17 protein-coding genes and 1 pseudogene are annotated in these 16,985 nt (G+C 69.6%); 11 read left to right on the forward strand and 7 right to left on the reverse strand.

All coding sequences use genetic code 11. From position 1 onward, the window contains the following. Positions 1–18: 18 nt before the first annotated feature. Positions 19–804 (forward strand): annotated as a pseudogene (locus AOK23_RS24960) (vWA domain-containing protein); the annotation flags it as partial. 144 nt (positions 805–948) lie between these two features. Here AOK23_RS24960 and AOK23_RS24965 read toward each other — a convergent pair. Further along, positions 949–1,287 carry a hypothetical protein gene (locus AOK23_RS24965; protein WP_157878146.1) on the reverse strand — a complete coding sequence of 113 codons (339 nt, stop codon included), beginning with the start codon at positions 1,285–1,287 and terminating at the stop codon, positions 949–951. Between the two features lie 140 nt (positions 1,288–1,427). Here AOK23_RS24965 and AOK23_RS24970 point away from each other — a divergent pair, with 140 nt between their 5' ends. Together AOK23_RS24970 and AOK23_RS24975 are read left to right on the forward strand one after the other, a co-directional pair. Continuing rightward, positions 1,428–2,414 (forward strand): ArsR/SmtB family transcription factor, encoded by a 987-nt coding sequence (locus tag AOK23_RS24970; RefSeq protein WP_055714889.1) that lies wholly within the window; start codon positions 1,428–1,430, stop codon positions 2,412–2,414. Positions 2,415–2,557: 143 nt separating this feature from the next. Continuing rightward, the gene (locus AOK23_RS24975) at positions 2,558–3,268 is read left to right on the forward strand and encodes an AAA family ATPase (protein WP_055714890.1); all 711 of its coding nucleotides are present in this window, start codon (positions 2,558–2,560) and stop codon (positions 3,266–3,268) included. Between the two features lie 18 nt (positions 3,269–3,286). On the opposite strand, the gene AOK23_RS24980 is transcribed toward AOK23_RS24975, so the two are convergent. The 4 genes from AOK23_RS24980 to AOK23_RS24995 are packed head-to-tail and all read right to left on the reverse strand — an operon-like array spanning position 3,287 to position 7,218. Continuing rightward, positions 3,287–3,901, reverse strand: coding sequence for a GTP-binding protein (locus tag AOK23_RS24980; protein WP_055714891.1), 615 nt, complete (start codon positions 3,899–3,901; stop codon positions 3,287–3,289). Then, entirely contained in the window at positions 3,849–4,292 is a 444-nt protein-coding gene (locus tag AOK23_RS24985; protein WP_420823744.1) for a DUF742 domain-containing protein, read from the reverse strand. The genes AOK23_RS24980 and AOK23_RS24985 overlap by 53 nt, the downstream gene beginning before the upstream one ends. 29 nt (positions 4,293–4,321) lie before the next feature. After that, positions 4,322–4,798, reverse strand: coding sequence for a roadblock/LC7 domain-containing protein (locus AOK23_RS24990; RefSeq protein ID WP_055714893.1), 477 nt, complete (start codon positions 4,796–4,798; stop codon positions 4,322–4,324). Then, positions 4,795–7,218, reverse strand: coding sequence for a sensor histidine kinase (locus tag AOK23_RS24995; protein WP_240496546.1), 2,424 nt, complete (start codon positions 7,216–7,218; stop codon positions 4,795–4,797). The genes AOK23_RS24990 and AOK23_RS24995 overlap by 4 nt, the downstream gene beginning before the upstream one ends. Before the next feature lie 423 nt (positions 7,219–7,641). Between AOK23_RS24995 and AOK23_RS25000 the strand changes: the two genes are divergently transcribed. From AOK23_RS25000 to AOK23_RS25025, 6 genes are all read left to right on the forward strand, one after another. After that, a complete protein-coding gene (locus AOK23_RS25000; protein WP_055714894.1) occupies positions 7,642–8,784 on the forward strand; it encodes a substrate-binding domain-containing protein in 1,143 nt (380 codons plus the stop codon). A 148-nt stretch (positions 8,785–8,932) separates the two neighbouring features. Further along, the gene (locus tag AOK23_RS25005) at positions 8,933–9,481 is read left to right on the forward strand and encodes a hypothetical protein (protein WP_055714895.1); all 549 of its coding nucleotides are present in this window, start codon (positions 8,933–8,935) and stop codon (positions 9,479–9,481) included. Between the two features lie 237 nt (positions 9,482–9,718). Further along, complete coding sequence (locus AOK23_RS25010; protein ID WP_055714896.1) at positions 9,719–11,386, forward strand: alpha/beta hydrolase; 1,668 nt, start codon at positions 9,719–9,721, stop codon at positions 11,384–11,386. Positions 11,387–11,552: 166 nt separating this feature from the next. Continuing rightward, complete coding sequence (locus tag AOK23_RS25015; RefSeq protein ID WP_055714897.1) at positions 11,553–12,584, forward strand: winged helix-turn-helix domain-containing protein; 1,032 nt, start codon at positions 11,553–11,555, stop codon at positions 12,582–12,584. A gap of 147 nt (positions 12,585–12,731) precedes the next feature. Continuing rightward, complete coding sequence (locus AOK23_RS25020) at positions 12,732–13,184, forward strand: hypothetical protein (RefSeq protein WP_055714898.1); 453 nt, start codon at positions 12,732–12,734, stop codon at positions 13,182–13,184. Between the two features lie 133 nt (positions 13,185–13,317). Further along, positions 13,318–13,758, forward strand: coding sequence for a VOC family protein (locus tag AOK23_RS25025; RefSeq protein WP_055714899.1), 441 nt, complete (start codon positions 13,318–13,320; stop codon positions 13,756–13,758). A 247-nt stretch (positions 13,759–14,005) separates the two neighbouring features. Here AOK23_RS25025 and AOK23_RS25030 read toward each other — a convergent pair whose 3' ends face one another. After that, positions 14,006–14,395 (reverse strand): DoxX family protein, encoded by a 390-nt coding sequence (locus AOK23_RS25030; protein WP_055714903.1) that lies wholly within the window; start codon positions 14,393–14,395, stop codon positions 14,006–14,008. A gap of 173 nt (positions 14,396–14,568) precedes the next feature. On the opposite strand from AOK23_RS25030, the gene AOK23_RS25035 reads away from it, so the two are divergent. Together AOK23_RS25035 and AOK23_RS25040 are read left to right on the forward strand one after the other, a co-directional pair. Beyond that, positions 14,569–15,042, forward strand: coding sequence for a carboxymuconolactone decarboxylase family protein (locus tag AOK23_RS25035; RefSeq protein WP_055714900.1), 474 nt, complete (start codon positions 14,569–14,571; stop codon positions 15,040–15,042). Between the two features lie 144 nt (positions 15,043–15,186). Beyond that, positions 15,187–16,110 (forward strand): RNA polymerase sigma-70 factor, encoded by a 924-nt coding sequence (locus tag AOK23_RS25040; protein WP_055714901.1) that lies wholly within the window; start codon positions 15,187–15,189, stop codon positions 16,108–16,110. 31 nt (positions 16,111–16,141) lie between these two features. Here AOK23_RS25040 and AOK23_RS25045 read toward each other — a convergent pair whose 3' ends face one another. After that, positions 16,142–16,912: an IS5/IS1182 family transposase gene (locus tag AOK23_RS25045; protein ID WP_055714902.1), complete on the reverse strand. Its 771-nt coding sequence runs from the start codon at positions 16,910–16,912 to the stop codon at positions 16,142–16,144. Positions 16,913–16,985: the final 73 nt, after the last annotated feature.

The following is a 16,985-nucleotide window of genomic DNA, read 5'->3' on the forward strand; positions in this document are numbered from 1 at the left end:
GCTCCTCGCCCTTGACGAGCCCCGGGGACCCCCGCCCCGCGGCTCGTCAAGGGCGAGGAGCAGTTGCCGGTGGACATGCGCAAGCGGCTCTCCCTGCGCAAGGAACAGGTGGCCGTCAGTCTGCGCAAGCACGGGGCGGAGGGAGTGACCGCGCGCGTCATCCTGGTCCTGGACGCCTCCGGGTCGATGTCGATGCTGTACTCGAAGGGCGTCGTCGCCGACGTCGTGGAACGGATGGCCGCGGTGGCCGCCCAGCTCGACGACGACGGTGAGATGCAGGCATGGACGTTCGCGTCGAACCCTGCCCGGCTGCCGGACCTCACGCTGGGCGACCTGCCGCAGTGGCTCCAGCATCACGTCCGGGTCGGCGAACTGGCGCTGTTCCGGCGCAAGAAGCCGCAGAAGGGACTACTGCCGGGCCAGGTGGACATGCGCGCGGTCGGCATCCAGAACGAGGAACAGAAGGTGATCGCCGAGGTGCGGACCTACGTCCGTGAACACCCGACGGCGGCCCCGACCCTGGTCCTGTTCTTCTCCGACGGCGGCGTCTACCGGAACAAGGAGATCGAGACCGAGCTGCGCGAGGCGGTGGACGAACCGGTCTTCTGGCAGTTCGTCGGGCTGGGACGCGCCCAGTACGGCGTACTGGAACGGTTCGACACCCTCCCGGGCCGACGCGTCGACAACGTCGGATTCTTCGCCGTCGACGACATCAGCCGCGTACCGGACACAGAGCTCTACGACCGGCTGCTGTCCGAGTTCCCCTCGTGGATCCGCGAGGCACGGCGACTGCACATCATCTGAGCCGGCCACCCCGCGAGGCGGGGAGAGCGGGAGTCACGGGTGAGGCCCGCGCGGCGGGATGCCGGCGGGCCTCCGGGCTGACGCGGCCGAGCGGCGCCGCCTGCCCCCCGTCCCTCTACTCGAAGGGCCGCGAGGGTCGGGCGGTCACACGCCCACGCGGTCGGAGCAGGTGTCCGAGCCGAAGTCGTCCACGCAGACACGGAAGGTGTGCAAGGACGACACCCTCGCGGAGCCGCATCCGGCCTGTGAGCCGTTGCCGTCCCACACGTACCCGTGGGTGGTGCCACTGCCCCAGTACTCGGCGTAGACCCCGTCGCCGTCCTCGCGGGTGTCGCAGGCGTAGATCGTATTTCCGGAGTTGTAGGCGTTGCCGTAGCTCCTGGAGACCGAGGCGGCGAGAGCCGGTGTGGCGGCCAGCATCAGCGGTCCCACAACCAGAGCTGTGATGACGCCCAACCGTTTCGTGGCTCGCTTCATACGCATGACGTTCCTCCTCGTCGCCCCAGTCAGCACTGGGTCGGTGGCATGTCCAGAACAGACTGGGTCCTGCATACTGCGGAGACCACACGATTTGGCTGAGGCTGAAACGTAGGCCGGATGTACACACACGGGGGGAACGTGCGGTGATCCGCGTCCACTTCACGTCCGCGGATCTGGCCCGCATCCGCATCGCCGTCCTCGGTCCTCTGGCCGAGACGCAGTTGAGCTTCTGGGTCGCCCAGCACAGCTGCGAAGCGGCGCTCTTCGACTCCTGGCGTTCGCAGGCCCGGCCACGGCTGTCCGTCGGGGACCTGCCGGACCTCGTCCGCGGCCTGGCTCCGGCGAGGCAGCGCATGGTGGACCTGTTCACGCTGGTCGGCACCGCACCGGAGGTGGAGGACGCGCTCGACCTCCTTCTCAGCGATCCGCGCCCCTTACGTGACGAGCTTGCCCTGTACCGCCGGGGCAGACGGCTGATGCTGCCGCCGTGGATGCTCTGCGCCAGTACGGGAGACGGCCGGGCCGCCCGTCATGTGGCCGAGGCACTGACGACCGCCTACCAGGCCACGATCGCCCGGCACTGGCCACGGATGCGCGCGGTGCTGCACAGGGAACAGGACGCCTCGATGCGGGCCCTGGCCTGTGGAGGGATTGGGCAGATGCTGTCCTCGCTCCACCCGGCGATCCGCTGGAAGCCCCCGCTGCTCGAGGTGGACTACCGGCCGTTGACCCGTGGGACTGACGTCCATCTGGCGGGAAGCGGCATGGTGATCGCCCCGTCCGTCTTCTGCCGCGCGCCCCGCTTGTACGTCGGGCGCAGCGAGGAGCTGATGCTGATCTATCCCGTCCTGCGGAGCACCCTGGCGGCGGCCGAGGTCTTCGGCGGCGCGGCGAAGAGTCACGCCGTCGCCGACCTGCTCGGTCGTACCCGGGCGGCCGTGCTGGAGGCCGCCGACGGGCGCCCCACCACCGGAGAGATCGCACGTCGGCTGGGGGTCTCCCCGGCCAGCGCCAGCCAGCACACGGCCGTCCTGCGGGAGGCCGGCCTGATCTCCTCCCACCGTCAGGGCAAGACCGTCCATCACACGATCACCTCGTTGGGGAAGGCGCTGCTCGACGGTCACTTCTGACGCACCGTGTGTTCCGCTCTGCGCGTTCCGGTCCCCGTGCTCGCCCGGGGGCCCTCGGTCTGCGCACGGCTCACCGGCCGACTCCGCAACTCCGGCCATCTGCCGTCGCATGCGTCTTCCGCCTGGTGAGCGACACTGGTCCCGTGATTGTCGAACGCGCGTACGCTCATCTCTCCTCGTACGACGAGGACGCCTGGCCCTGGTCGGTGCCCTGTGTCCGCCAGCTGCTCGACGAAGGGCTGCGCTTCACCGCACCGGTGACCTTTCTGGTCGGTGAGAACGGTTCGGGGAAGTCGACCCTGGTCGAGGCGCTGGCCGAGGGGTTCGGGCTGGACTCCTACGGCGGCTCCCACGACTGGCGCTACGCCTCCTCGCGGGGCAAGTCGGAGCTCGGCGAGCGGATGAAGTTCGACGCGGCCTCGCGCGGGCGCCGCATGATGACCAGTTGGGCGGCCCGCAAGGGCTTCTTCCTGCGGGCCGAGACCGCGTGGGACGCCCTGGACCGGGAGGGTTTCTCGCCGGACTCGGTCAGCCATGGTGAGAGCTTTCTCGCGGCGCTCCGCGGGAAGTTCCTCGACCCGGGGCTCTATGTTCTCGACGAGCCGGAGGCCGCGCTCTCCTTCTCCTCGTGCCTCGAGCTGATCGGGCACCTCGACCGGTTGGCCAAGGAGGGCGGCCAGGTCGTCTGTGCCACGCACTCCCCCTTGCTCACCGCCCTGCCGGGCGCGGACATCATCGAGGTCGGCGAGCACGGCATGCGCAGGGTCGCCTGGCAGGAGCTCGGCATCGTGGATCACTGGCGGCGCTATCTCGCCGACCCGCACGCCTATCTGCGGCACATCGTCGAAGCGTAGGCCGCGTCCCCCTCACCGTCAGGTCGCCGCGGCCGCTTGGGCGCGGGACAGGGCGACGTCGAGTACGACGAGCAGCGCGTCGCGTACCGAGCCGGTCCGGCGGGCGTCGAAGACGGTCAGCGGTACGTGGTCGGCGACGTCGAGTGCCCACCGCACTTCTTCCAGGTCGTGTTCGACCTCTCCGTCGAAGGCGTTGACGGCGACCGCGAACGGGATGCGCTTGTGTTCGAAGTAGTCCACGGCCGCGTAGCAGTCGTCGAGGCGGCGGGTGTCGACGATGACCAGGGCGCCGAGAGCGCCGTCGACGATGTCGTCCCACATGAAGCCGAAGCGGTCCTGGCCCGGTGTGCCGAACAGGTACAGCTTCAGGGTCGGGTCGAGGGTGATGCAGCCGAAGTCCATGGCGACGGTGGTGGTGGTCTTGTCGGGCGTGTGCGTGAGGTCGTCCACGCCCGCGGCGACCTCGGTGATCGCGGCCTCGGTGGTGAGGGGACGTATCTCGGAGATCGACCCCACGGTGGTGGTTTTGCCGACGCCGAAGCCGCCGGCGATGACCAGCTTGACCGGCAGCGGCGGCTGTTCAACCGCTGTCGCGGAGTGTGCCCCGTGAGTCGGGGACGGCACGGAGACCATTGATAACCCTTCGCAGTACGGAGATGTCCTGGGCGGCCCGGGCGTGCGGCACGTAGATCGCCAGGTGCCCTGCGGCACACAGGTCCTCGGCGAGCACTCGGACGACGTTGAGGTGCAGGCGCAGGCGGGCGGCCAGTTCCGCGACCGACTGCGGCCGCCGGCAGGCGGCGACGATGTCGTGGTGCTCGAAGGCGAGCTTGCCGAGGACGGAGAGCCCGTCCGCCGTCGACACGATCTGGGTCTCGATCGGGATCGGTGCCGCCGCGCCTCCCCCCGACACCCGGCCGGCGGTCAGCAGGAACGGTCGGACCGCGGGAGCACGGCCGACCACGGCCTCCTCGTCGTCCCAAGTCCCTTCTTCTGTCTCCTGTGGTTCTCGTCCACCGGCCACCATGACGACCTCCTGCCTCGCGGGATGGGTCAGCCGACCACGGGGGCGCCGACGCTGTTCTTCAGTTCCATCACCAGTTGCGGGGTGAGCGCGGCTCCGGCGCGGTTGGCGAAGAGGGTCATCTCGTAGGCGATGTTGCCGAGTTTCGCCTCCTTGGAGGCGACCACGCCGAGTACGGCGCCGTTTCCGATGGCGGACACCAGTACGTGGCCGCCCTCCAGGTCGATGATGACCTTGTTGAGGCCGCCGAGGCCGTAGTTGCCGGAGACCCCGGCGGCGAGGCTGGTGACACCGGACACGATCGCGGCGAGCCGCTCCGAGTCCGCCCTGTCGCGTAGTTGGGAGACCGCGATCAGCAGACCGTCGGAGGACACCGCTATGGCGTCGACGACGCCGGCGGTCTCCGTGGCGAAACGGTCGAGCAGCCAGGTGAAGTCGGCCGCGGCGGTGCGCAGATCGGTGGGCTTCGACTGTTCGGGGGTGCTGTCATCTGTCGACATGGTCACTGCCCGTCTCCTTCTGGCCTTCTGGGGTTTTCTCGTACTGCTGTCATGCGGTCGGTGTCCCGGTCCGCGGGTGCGGCGCTGTCCTGTTCGGCCCTGCGTACGGCGGCCTCGAACTCGTCGAGTTCCGCGCGGACGGCGTCGGCGTCGGCGGGCTGCCGCGCGGCCGGGATGTTCCGGTCGACGGTGGTGGTCGTGGCGAGCGTCGCGCCCCGCACCCGCCGCCGCAGTGGCCGGGCCGTCGTCGACGGGGAGTGCCCGTCGGGGGCGTCGGTGGTGGTCGTGTTCGTACGGGGTGGGATGCGTCTGGGCAGGTCACCCGTCGTGGACACGGCGACCGGCCGCCGTTCGGGGGTGGTGGGGGTGGCCGTCGCGGGCGCTGCGGTCTTCGGTGGGAGGACCGCCACGGTCCCGGCCAGGGCGGCGGGAGGCGGTGCGGCCTCCCCCGGGCTCAGCACCCGCGCGAGCGCCGAGGGGATCCACACGGTGCTGGTGACACCACCGCCCGGTGTGCGGCTCAGGGTGACGCGCAGGCCCAGGTGGCGGGCGATGTTGCCGACCACGAAGAGACCGAGCACCTTGGTCGGGACGAGGTCGAGGCGTTCCCGGCGGACGAGGCGGGCGTTCTCCTCGGTGAGGCGTTCCGCGCTCATGCCGAGGCCGTGGTCGATGATCTCGATCAGTGCGCCGCCGTCCTTGGTGACGTCGGTGCCGGGCCGGACGACCACCTCGACGGCGGTGTCGGACGGGGAGAACGCGACGGCGTTCTCCATCAGCTCGGCCAGCATCAGCGTCAGGTCGCCTGCGATGTCGGGGCCCACGGTGATGTCGGTCTCGGAGCGCAGGGACACCCGCCGGAATCCCTCGATGCGGCCGAGGCCCGAGCGTATGACGTCGGCGAGGGTGATCGGCCGGGCCTCGACGTCGGTCTCCCGGATGCCGGCGAGCAGCATGAGGCTGTCGGCGTTGCGCTGGAGCCGTACGGCGAGGTGGTCGATGCGGTAGAGCCGTTCCAGGAGGTCGGGGTCGGTCTCCTGCCGCTCCACGGCGTCGATCAGCAGCAGTTGCCGGGTGGTCAGATTGCTGACCCGGCGTCCGACGTTGCCGAACATCTCGGCGACGTTGCGGCGGCTGAGGACCTGCCGTTCCAGGAGTGCGGCGGCGGTGACCTGCACCCGGTTGAAGGCCTCGGCCAGTTCGCCGATCTCGTCGCGCACCGGGACGGGTATCGCCCGCGGGCTGAACGGGGTGCTGTCGACGAGTTCGTCGTCCGCGACCCGGGCGAGTTCCTCGTCGGCGGCTTCGACCACCTGCCGTGCGGAGCCGGTCAGGACTGTCAGGGGACGGATGACCGAGCGCCGGACCAGGACGCAGAAGGCGAGCCAGGCGGCGAAGCCGAGCAGGGCCGCGCCGAGCATGATCCAGGCCTTGCGCAGGGCGCCGGCGGAGGCGGAGTCGGCCTGTGCCGCGGTCTGGTCGATCAGTGCCCGGGTGATGCCGAGGCGGGTCTCGGCCTGTCGCTCGCCGGCGCTGATCTTCTTGCGCAGTTCCTGGGCGCTCTGTGACTGGAGGGCGCCCGGGTCGATCTGCAGCTCCGCGAACTGGGACGTGAGGGCGTTCTGTTCGGCGGCGCGCTCGATGCCGCCCATGGCGAGCCCCTGCGCGGGTGTGGCGATGCGGCCGAAGCGGTCGGCCTGGTAGGTGTAGAGCTCGTGGGCGCCGGCCGCGCGCGTGTACTCGGTGAGGGCGTTGGCGTCCCGGGTCTGGGCCGAGAACACGGCGCTCTCGAACGCCGCGTGGGCGGCGTCGGCGCGCAGGATCGCGTCCAGCAGATTGGTCACCGAGGACGCCGAGGTCGCGGAGAAGCGGTCGAGGCCGATGCCGTCGATCAGGTAGCCGACCGCGGCCGCGTAGGCGGGGTCGATGTTGGCGGCGGGGACGTAGTCCCGGTCGAGTTTCTCCCGCAGGACGTCCAGACCGGTGATGTAGGCGAGGGCCTGTTCCTCCTCGGTGGGCAGGCTCGACCCGAACGCGGAGCGTACGGTCCTGACCTGCGCGTCGGTGGCCCGCTGGGCCTCGCGGTAGGCGCTGGTGGACGGCCGGGCCGCTCCGGGGCGGGCCGCCTCGTACTGCACGGACAGCAGCAGCGCCAACCGGTGTTCGGCCTGTACGTCGTTGATGAGCTTCGCGACCTGCTCGCTGTCGCGGACGAGTTCGGCGACCCGGTCGGCGTCCCCGGCCTGCTCCATCTGTCCGGTGACACCGACGCCGAGCAGGACACCGACGACCGCGATGGGCGCGACGACCAGGACGTTGAGTTTCCGCCGGAACGGCCACCGGGCGAGAACGGAGCCCGGTTTCCGGCGGAGCGGAGAGGTCCGGTCCACATGGCCGGGCGGCGGCTCCACTGTGTTCGCGGGCACGCTGGTCTCCTTGGGTGTGTGCTGATCGGCGGTCAAGGTGCTGTGACCGCCGGGGCGTCGACGCCTGGGGAACGGACCTGTGCGCTGACGCTGCGGTCCAGCGGGCGTGAACGACCAGACCCGCGACGCGAGGTGCTGATTCGCGTCACGTGTCCGGATCTCGTCGGCGGGAGACTACCGTCTTTGTGATCGCCTTGAGGCTGTACGTAATCAATACGTGATTACAAATTGTTCACGGCTGCCTACCGAGCGATGACCTCGCCGTGGAGGGGCAGGTCGAAGCCCTGCTACATTCCCACCCCGACAGCCTCCCGGCCACAGCCGGAGGCACCGTCATGACCGTTGTGCTTCCAGCCACCAGCTGGATCGGTCTCCTCCCCCCACGTGATCCCCGTACCCCCTCCTGCCCTCGAGGAGACCCCTGTGCCCTCCACCCGCAAGGCGACGGCGGCCGTCGTCGCGTTCCTGGCCGCGACCGCCGCCACCACCGGCTGCGAGAGTGGTGCGACCGCCACCGCGGCACCCACCGCTTCCCGGGAACCCGGTTGCCCCACGGTCCTCACCAAGGCGAAGCAGGCCGTCCGAGCGGCCGAGGACGTCAACGCTCCCTGGAGCGGCCCCACCACCGGACCCGAGGCCGTCTCCGGCCGGACCATCGCCTATGTCGCCCAGACCATGACCAACCCCGGTGTGTCGGGCGTCGCGAAGGGCGTTCAGGAAGCCGCGAAGGTCATCGGCTGGGACGTGCGCACCATCGACGGGCAGGGCACACCCGCGGGTATCCGGGCCGCGTTGGCCGAGGCCATCGCCCTCGAACCGTCCGGCATCGTCATCGGCGGCTTCGACCCCGGCTCCGTGAGCAAGCAGGTCGACCAGGCCGACGCCGCGGGGATCCCGCTCATCGGCTGGCACGCCACCGCCACCCCAGGACCCAGCACGAAGCCCAAGCTCTTCAGCAACATCACCACCAAGGTCGAGGACGTCGCGAAGATCAGCGCCGACTGGATCATCGCCCGGTCCAACGGCCGTGCCGGCGTGGTGCTGTTCACCGACGCCTCGATCCCCTTCGCGAAGCGGAAGTCCGAGCTGATCAAGAAGGAGCTCGCCACCTGCCCCGACGTCGATCTGTTGGGCTACGAGGACATCCCCATACCCGAGGCCAACACCCGCACGGTCGAGAAGGTCTCGTCCCTCCACTCCCGCCTCGGCGACAAGTGGACGTACTCCGCCGCCATCAACGACCTGTACTTCGACCATGCCGCACCCGCCCTGCGCGCGGCCGGGCAGAAGGGCGACGGCGCACCGTTCAACATCGGCGCCGGTGACGGCGACCCGTCGGCCTTCCAGCGCATCAACGGCAAGCGGTACCAGTCCGCCACCGTGCCCGAGCCCCTCAACGAGCAGGGCTGGCAGATCGTCGACGAGTTCAACCGCGCCTTCGCTGGCGAACCGGCCAGCGGGTACGTCGCTCCCGTCCACATCACCACCGCGGACAACAGCGGCGGCTCACTGTCCTGGGACTCCGAAGGCTACCGCCGGGCCTACCGCAAGATCTGGCACAAGTAGCGCCGTCATCGAGCAAGGGAGGGGCCGCACCCCGCCCGACCTCCGGCCTTCGACCCTCTTCGAAAGGGCTTACTGTCCACCGTTATGTGCTGGCACTGTCTGTCATGTACAGCAATTCAAGGGAAAGACATGACAGAAGGGACGGCACATGCTCAACAAGAAGGGGACCGTCGGTCTGATCAGTGCGGCGGCAGCCGTGGTCGGCGTTCTGACCGCTGCCGCGCCGGCCGGTGCGGCGGGCTCCACTCCGGCGTCCACGGCCCAGGGGAAGCACTGTGTGGTCGTCGTGGACAAGGCGCCCAGCGACGGCGGCGTTTCCCCCGAGCTGTACCGGAACTGTGCGGACACCGCGGCGAAGGCCCGCGCCCTGCTGGCATCTCCTCAGGCGAAGGCCCAGACCAACGGCAAGGCAGTACAGGCGACGGAGCTGATGACGTGGTACAGCGACGACCAGTTGCGGGGCAACTCCACCATCGTCTACGGCAGCGCCGGCACCTGCGACTCCGTCGGCTACCGGCTGAGCCCCGACCTCTACTGGGCGACGAACATCAGCTCGGCCACGGGATACGGACGGTGCACGGTGGCGACCTTCTTCAGCCGTCCACTCTCCTACTCCCGCACGTTCAGGCTGCCGGCCCTCAACCTGGGGTCGATCCTGAACGACTACGTCGGCATCATCGACGTCCGCTGGGGCTGATCCCTGACCGTAACGTCACGAGCGCCCCTCGGTCTCCCTGGGACCGAGGGGCGTGGTCGTGCGCCTGGCGTGCGGTCCGGCGGTCGACAACTGCCGTGAGTCATGGAGGAATTGCAGGAGAACCACGACACAGTGGCACCGCTGGGGCCTTTTTGCCCTCTCATCAGTCAGACAGTCTCCGTCCCCACCCCGACCAGTGGGGACGGTGGATGCTGACCGTTCAGGGGGAACACGTCCATGTCCACGTACCACGACACACGAACCACACCGAGACGCCTCTCGCGTCTGCGACTCGCCGGTGCCGCCGTGACCGCGCTCGTTCTCGCGGCGACGGGATCGGCGACGCAGGCCATGGCCGCGCAGAACGCGCCGCAGAAGCCGGGTTCGGCGAGCACGACCACGCCGCCCGTGCCCACGCTCGCCTGGACCGACTGCCAGGGCGGGTACGAGTGCGCGAACGCGGACGTCCCGCTCGACTACCGGGCACCACGAGGGGCCAAGATCACCCTCGCGGTGATCCGCAAGAAGGCCGCCGACCCGGCCAAACGCAAGGGCACGCTCTTCATGCAGCCCGGCGGACCGGGCAACTCCGGGGTGGACTTCGTCCGCAACAACTACGACGACCTCCCGGCCGCCCTCCGCGACTCGTTCGACGTGTTCGGCTACGACGTCCGCGGTGTCGGCCGCAGTTCGGCACTCACCTGCTTCGACGACACCCGCTACTCGAAGGCGGTCACCGACGCCAAGGGTGTGCCCGGGCGGGGTGCCTTCGGGCCGGCGCTGCGCGAGGCCGCCGAGTTCAACCAGGCCTGCCTCGACAACGCGGGCTCGCTGCTGCCGTACGTCGGCACGGAGTACGTCGCCCGTGACATCGACCTGCTGCGCCGAGCCCTCGGCGAGGAGCAACTGACGTACTACGGGCGGTCGTTCGGCTCGTACATCGGCACCGTCTACGCGTCGATGTTCCCCAAGCGGGTGCGGGCGCTGACCCTCGACGGGGCGTACGACCCGTACAAGTACGCCTACCGCCCCTACGCGTACGACAGGGCCCAGTACCTGGCGCTGGACGGCGCGATGGGCCGCTTCCTCGACTGGTGCGCCGCCGACCAGGCCACCTGCGGGTTCGGCGACGGCGACCCGCGCGGGGCGTTCGAGCAGCTGAAGAAGGACCTCGACGCGAACCCGGTCACCACGGCCAACGGCGGCAAGGCGAACGGCTACACGCTGGTCTACCGGCTGATGTTCAACATCAACGAGGGAAAGGTCATCTGGCCCTCCCTCGGTGAGGCCCTCAAGAAGGCGCAACTGCGGGACAACACGTCCTTCCTGCTGCGCCCGCCGTCCCCGGCGAGCTTCGACTTCCTCGGCCCGAACGTGGTCGTCGAGTGCGTCGACAAGGACTACCCCCAGAGCCTGCGGAAGCTGCACCGGAACGTGACGGACAACGCCGAGGACGCGCCACTGCTCGGCCCGGCCATGGCCTACGGGCCGCCCACCTACGACCACCAGCACGCCACCGCGTGCGTCCAGTGGCCCGCGGAGACGCCCAGCCGCTACGACGGCTCCTTCCGGGCCCGGGGTTCGGCGCCGATCCTGGTTCTCGGCACCACCGGTGACCCGGACACGCCGTACCAGGACGCGGTCGCCCTGTCCCGGCAGTTGGACAACGCCTCGCTGCTGACGTTCGACGCCGAGGGGCACACGGCGTTCGGCCGCAGCGCCTGTGCGACGGACACGGTCGTCAACTACCTCGTCGACCTCGTGGTCCCGGCCGCCGGGACCACCTGCGCGGACGAGGTGCAGCCGCCGTCCTCCGCCCCGAAGGTCGCCCCGCCCGGGACGACGCTGAACGAACTGCGCAACGGCGTCGACGAGCGCGTGGAGCGCATCGGCGACGTGAGCTGACCGGCTCGCGCTGCGGGCTGGTCCATGAGCGGACGGCTCCGATCGCCGGAGCCGTCCGTCCGACACGAAACCGGGGGCGCCCGCCCCTCGATGGCGCGCCCCCGCGTTTCGTCCGAGCGCACACGTTCGTGCGAGGCTGACCGAGGCGAGTCTGGGGAGCGAGCCGGTGGGACTGCGCATTCATTTCACGTACGAGGACCTGGCCCGGGTGGTGCTGGCGGAGGAGCCCGATCCGCTGTGGGAGGGGTTGCTCAGCCTGCATCTGCTGCAGAACCGCGACGGCCCGCTGGTCTTCGGACACTGGCGGCGGGCCACGCGGGGCTCCTTCGATCCGGCGCTGTCCCGGCTGCGTCACCTCGCCCCGCCACGCGGCTACTCGGCGGACTTCCTGACCCCGGGAAGCGCCTCCGCCGGGTTCGAGGCGGGAGTGGACGCACTGCTCTCCACGCCCCGCGCCCGCCTGCGGACCGACCTGACGGAACTGTCCCTCACCCGCCCCCTGCCCAGTTGGGCGCGCCCGCTCGCCGACGGCGACACCCAGGCGCTGCGCGGGCTCGGCGGCCTGGTCCGACGGCATCACGAACGGTTCGTCGCCCCCTTCTGGACCCAGGTCCGCACCCGTTTCGACGAGGCCCGGTCGGTCGCGGCGCGGGCCATGCTGCGGTCGGGTTTCGCCGGTCTGGCGGCGGGGTTGCATCCGAGCATGCGCTGGTCGGCGCCGGTGCTGTACATCGCGGGCGCCCATCTGCGGGGAGAGCTCCACTTACAGGGCAGAGGTCTGCGGATCATCCCGTCCTTCTTCTGCTGGCCCGGCCCGATCGTGCTCAGGGACGGTTCCCTGCCGCCGGTGCTCGTGCACCCGGTGACCCATGACCCCCGCTGGCTGGCGCCCCCGCGAACGGCCGGTGCCGGCACCCACCAGGCGCTGGCCGCGCTGCTCGGGAGGTCACGTGCCGCCGTCCTGGAGGAGGTGGTCGAGGGCCGGACCACGAGCGAGATGGCGCTGCGCCTGGGGATCAGTCCGGCGACCGTCAGCCACCATGTGTCGGTGCTGCGGGAGTCGGGCCTGCTCACGAGTCGACGCATCGGCGGCGCCGTTCTGCACACCGTCACCGGCCTGGGCACCGACCTTCTGGGAAGCGGTCCGGCCTGCGGAATTCGGCCACGCCCGAAAGTCGTGGTCCGGGTCGACCGGTGACGGGACGATGGGGCAGGCGGGCGTGCCACGGCCGACGTTCGTGATGTCCGCATCGCGAGGGGGTCAGCCGTTCGGTCCTGATGCTCGAGGGCGAAGGAGCCGGCTCCCCGCGTGGGCCGCGTTGACAGGCACGAGGAGGCAGTTCGCATGATGATGCGCAAGTTGGCCGCGGCACTGTTCGCGGCGGCGGCGATCGCGGTCTCGACGGTCGGGCTCGACGGTGCGGCCGCCGCCCACACCGACAGCTCCAGCGGCGGCACCGGCATCCTTACCTCCGAGGACGCCCGGCAGCCGTCGCTGACGGCGGCTCAGATGAGGAACGCCGTGGAACTCGAAGCGGCCGGGTCCGACGCCTCGCTGAACTGCGCGTACTACTACGTGTGCGGGAAGGGCGCGAACGGCAACAGATTCGACTACACCACGTGCGACACGACGTACACCCTGCCCAACCTCGTGGGCTGGGGCTCTCTCCACAACAACCAGACGCCGGGGACCAGGGCCCATTTCTACGACGCGAACGGCGCCTGGATGTTCTCCATCGACGCTCCCGCCAGGAATGACGTGTTCTGGACGCCGGTCTGGTACGTCATCGCCTGCTGAGCCGACAGCCCGACCCGGTCGGTGTGCGGTGCGGAACCTCAGGCCGCTTACGGGTGTCGAGAGCGGGCCGCCGGCTCCGTCCTCGGTATACCGGTGGACTCAGAGGACCGCACCGCGCAGAGGGAGAACCGTCATGACGCTTCAGCGGATGGACAACGTCGGCATCGTCGTCGCAGACCTGGAGGCCGCCGTCGCCTTCTTCACCGAACTGGGCATGGAGGTCGAAGGCACGGCACGGATCGAGGGCCTCTTCGCGGATCAGGCCGTCGGACTCGACGGCGTCCGCAGCGACATCGCGATGATGCGGACCCCAGACGGCCACGGCAAGCTGGAACTGGCCCAGTACCACGCCCCCGCGGCGATCGGCGACGCCTCGCACAACCCGCCGCCCCATACGCTGGGCCTGCATCGGGTCATGTTCGCCGTCGACGACATCGACGACACCATGGCCCGTCTGCGCCCCCATGGCGCCGAACTCATCGGCGAAGTAGCGCGCTACGAGGACATCTACCGGCTCTGCTATCTCCGCGGCCCCTCCGGCATCATCCTCGCGCTGGCGGAACAGATCGGCTGACGGCCCTTCACGACCGACCCGGGTTGTTCCAGGTTTCACTAGCCTCGCGCTTTCACGAGGTGTGCTGTCCGACTGATGATCACGAAACCAGAAAGCGCCTCTGACCAGCGATAATGAGGATTGCTGAGGTCCTTGTTCCCGCCACCGCCGGAGGCACTGGGCCACCGACTCCGTCGGCGTCCCATCACGAAAGATCGAGGCTCAGAGCTCTCCCGTAAGTGAAACCGGTTTACGCCGACCTGGGTGGTCAGCCCGTGAAGGACTCGGGGCCGAAGCGGCCCCACGCCAGGAAGAAGGCCAGGGCGAGGTAGATCAGGTCGCCCGCGATCGTCACTCTCTCGCCACGGCGGAGGCGCATGGTCAGCGCGCCGGCGAACAGCAGTACCAGTCCGGTTGCGGCCAGCGGCACCAGAACCGGCGCGATGTCAAGCGCGGCAGGCAGGAGCAGGCCCGCCGCAGCCAGGAGCTCGACGGCGCCGATGGCCTTGAGGGCACCGGGGCTGAAGTCCTCGACCCATCGGGTGGCGGTGCCGCCCGTGGCGGCCGGCTTCGCCTTGGGCACGAACATCTTGGAGCTGCCGGTCAGGCAGACGGCGGCCATCAGTCCGGCGACGATCCAGAGTGCGAGGTTCGTCATCAGCTCCTTGATCGAGATTGCCTGCTTCCCCTGGGACGAGACAACGCCCCCGCCTGTGACGTCTCCGGACATCCAAGTTCAGGGAGACGTGGATCACATGCCTCCGTGTCACAGGGCGTCGGGCTGTCTCGTCCCAGGGGATGTAGCCACCTACGAGCACGGAGGAGAACGCAATGGACGCGCGACTGGACTACTTCGCCAGCCCGACCGCCACCAAGGCCCTCAAGCACCTCATGTCGGCGGGCAGGGCGCTCAAGGAGTCGCCGCTGCCGGCCGCGACACAGGAGCTCGTGGCCCTGCGCGTGAGCCAGATCAACGGCTGTGCCGTCTGCATCGACATGCACACCAAGGAAGCCGCCGCGGCCGGCGAGACCCCGGTGCGGCTGAATCTGGTCACGGCGTGGCGGGAGGCAACCGTCTTCACCGAGGCCGAGCGTGCCGCGCTGGAGCTGGCGGAGCAGGGGACCCGGGTCGCGGACGCCGCCGGCGGGGTCAGCGACGACGTTTGGGCACGTGCCGCGAAGCACTACGACGAGGAACAGCTCACCGCCCTGGTAGTCCTGGTCTCCTTCATGAATACAGCGAATCGGCTGAACATCATCGCCCAGCAGCCGGCCGGCGACTACGAGGTCGGGCAGTTCCACTGAACGGCCATCGATGACCCGCCCGGGGCACTGTCGCAGGCCCGGGCACGGGGCGTTGCACAGCTCCGCCGACGGACCACAAGATCACCAGAACGTGCGCACGCCGCGGAACACGGCCGGGTGGGAAGACTTCAAGGAGGATGCGGAGTGAACAAGGCCGAGGAGTTCGAGGAGCTGCGGCCCCTGCTGTTCTCGATCGCCTACCGGATTCTGGGCAGTGTGAGCGAGGCCGAGGACGCGGTGCAGGAGACATGGCTGCGCTTCGATGGCTCGACGACCCTTCCCACCTCGGTCAAGGCGTTTCTGTCCGCCACGGTGACGCGGATCGCAATCGACGTGCTGCGCTCCGCGCGGGTGCGGCGGGAGGCGTACGTGGGCCCGTGGTTCCCCGAGCCACTGTTGAGCGATCCGTACCAGGATCCGTCGCGCTCGGCCGAGCTGGCCGACTCGGTGTCGATGGCGGCGCTGCTGCTGCTGGAGCGGCTCAGCCCACTGGAGCGGTCGGTGTTCGTGCTGCGGGATGTGTTCGGCTTCGGGTTCGACGACATCGCCTCGGCGGTGGGGCGTTCGGAGGCGGCGTGCCGACAACTGCTGGTACGGGCACGGCGGCACATGGAGGCCGGGCGGCCGCGGTTCGAAGCGGACCGCCAACAGCGGCAGGAGCTGGCGACGCGGTTCTTCGACGCCCTCCGCGAAGGTGATGTCGCCGGCCTGCGGGATCTACTGGCCGCCGATGTGCAGTTGGTCGGGGACGGCGGCGGCAAGGCCCCGCAGCTGGCCAGGGCCGTCGTCGGCGACGAGAACGTGGCCCGGCTGCTTGCCTCCGTCTTCCCGCTGCTGGCCCGGATCGACGTGACGTTCGAGGCGCACGAGGTCAACGGCCAGCCCGGCGCGATTTTCCGGGACCGGGACGGCAAGGTCCTCCATGCCCTCGCCCTCGACGTGCTCGACGGGCAGATCCAGACCATTCGTTCGGTGATCAACCCCGACAAGCTTGGCCACCTCGGACCGGTTGCCGACGCCTGGGCCATCGACGGCGAGGTGAAACAGGCCCGCCGGCAGATGAAGTGACCTCGGAACCGGCGTGGGCCAGCTCGTTCGCCTATCCGGCGATGTTGAGGTTGTGCAGGCGGGCGATGCCGCGCATCGCATGGTGCACGCCGTCGCCGCGGAGGCGGCAGTCACGCAAGATCTGCCAGGTCTTCATGCGGGCGAAGACGTGCTCGACCCGGGCCCGGACCTGCTTGTGGCTCTTGTTTCGTGCCTGCTTCCAGCCGGGGAGTTCTTCGTCCGCGCCGCTGCGGCGGTGAGGAATGTCCAGTCCCGTTCCCCGGTAGCCGCCGTCGGCGATCGTTACGGCCTTCCCGACGGCGTCCTTCGCGCCGGACTCGGCCCGGGCCCGGCATTCGTTGCGGTTGCCCGGCAGTGGCCGACCGATCACGACCACCAGCCGGGTGTCGGCGTCGACCACCACCTGATGGTTCGTCGAGTACCGGTAGCTCTTCGATTGCTCGGCCACGCTGTGATCGCGGGTCGGCACCAAAGTGCCGTCCACGATGAGCACGGCGTCCTTACGAAATCGGCGTCGTCGCGGGAGAGCGAGCTTCGGGCCGAGGTGGTCGACGACCCGGTCCGCCGCCGACTTCGACACCCCGAACAACGGCGCCAGCTGCCTCGGCGTCAGGTTGGTGCGCCAGTACGCGGCCACCAGCAGCACCCGGTCCTGAAGCGGTAGCTTCCAGGGTCGGCCACGGCCCGGCGCGTCGGCACCCTCTCGGCCCAGCTGAGTCACCAACTGGCCGAAGGTGCGCGGGCTCAGTCCGGTGAACGGGGCCATCCAAGACGGCTCCGACGCCGTGATCACAGCAGCCACAGGCCAAGACCATCACACTTCAAGATCACCTCACGGGACAGCCCTTACTGATGGTTTCAGAATGAGGTCGCGA

The organism is Streptomyces torulosus, from assembly GCF_001419765.1.
GTDB lineage: Bacteria > Actinomycetota > Actinomycetes > Streptomycetales > Streptomycetaceae > Streptomyces > Streptomyces torulosus.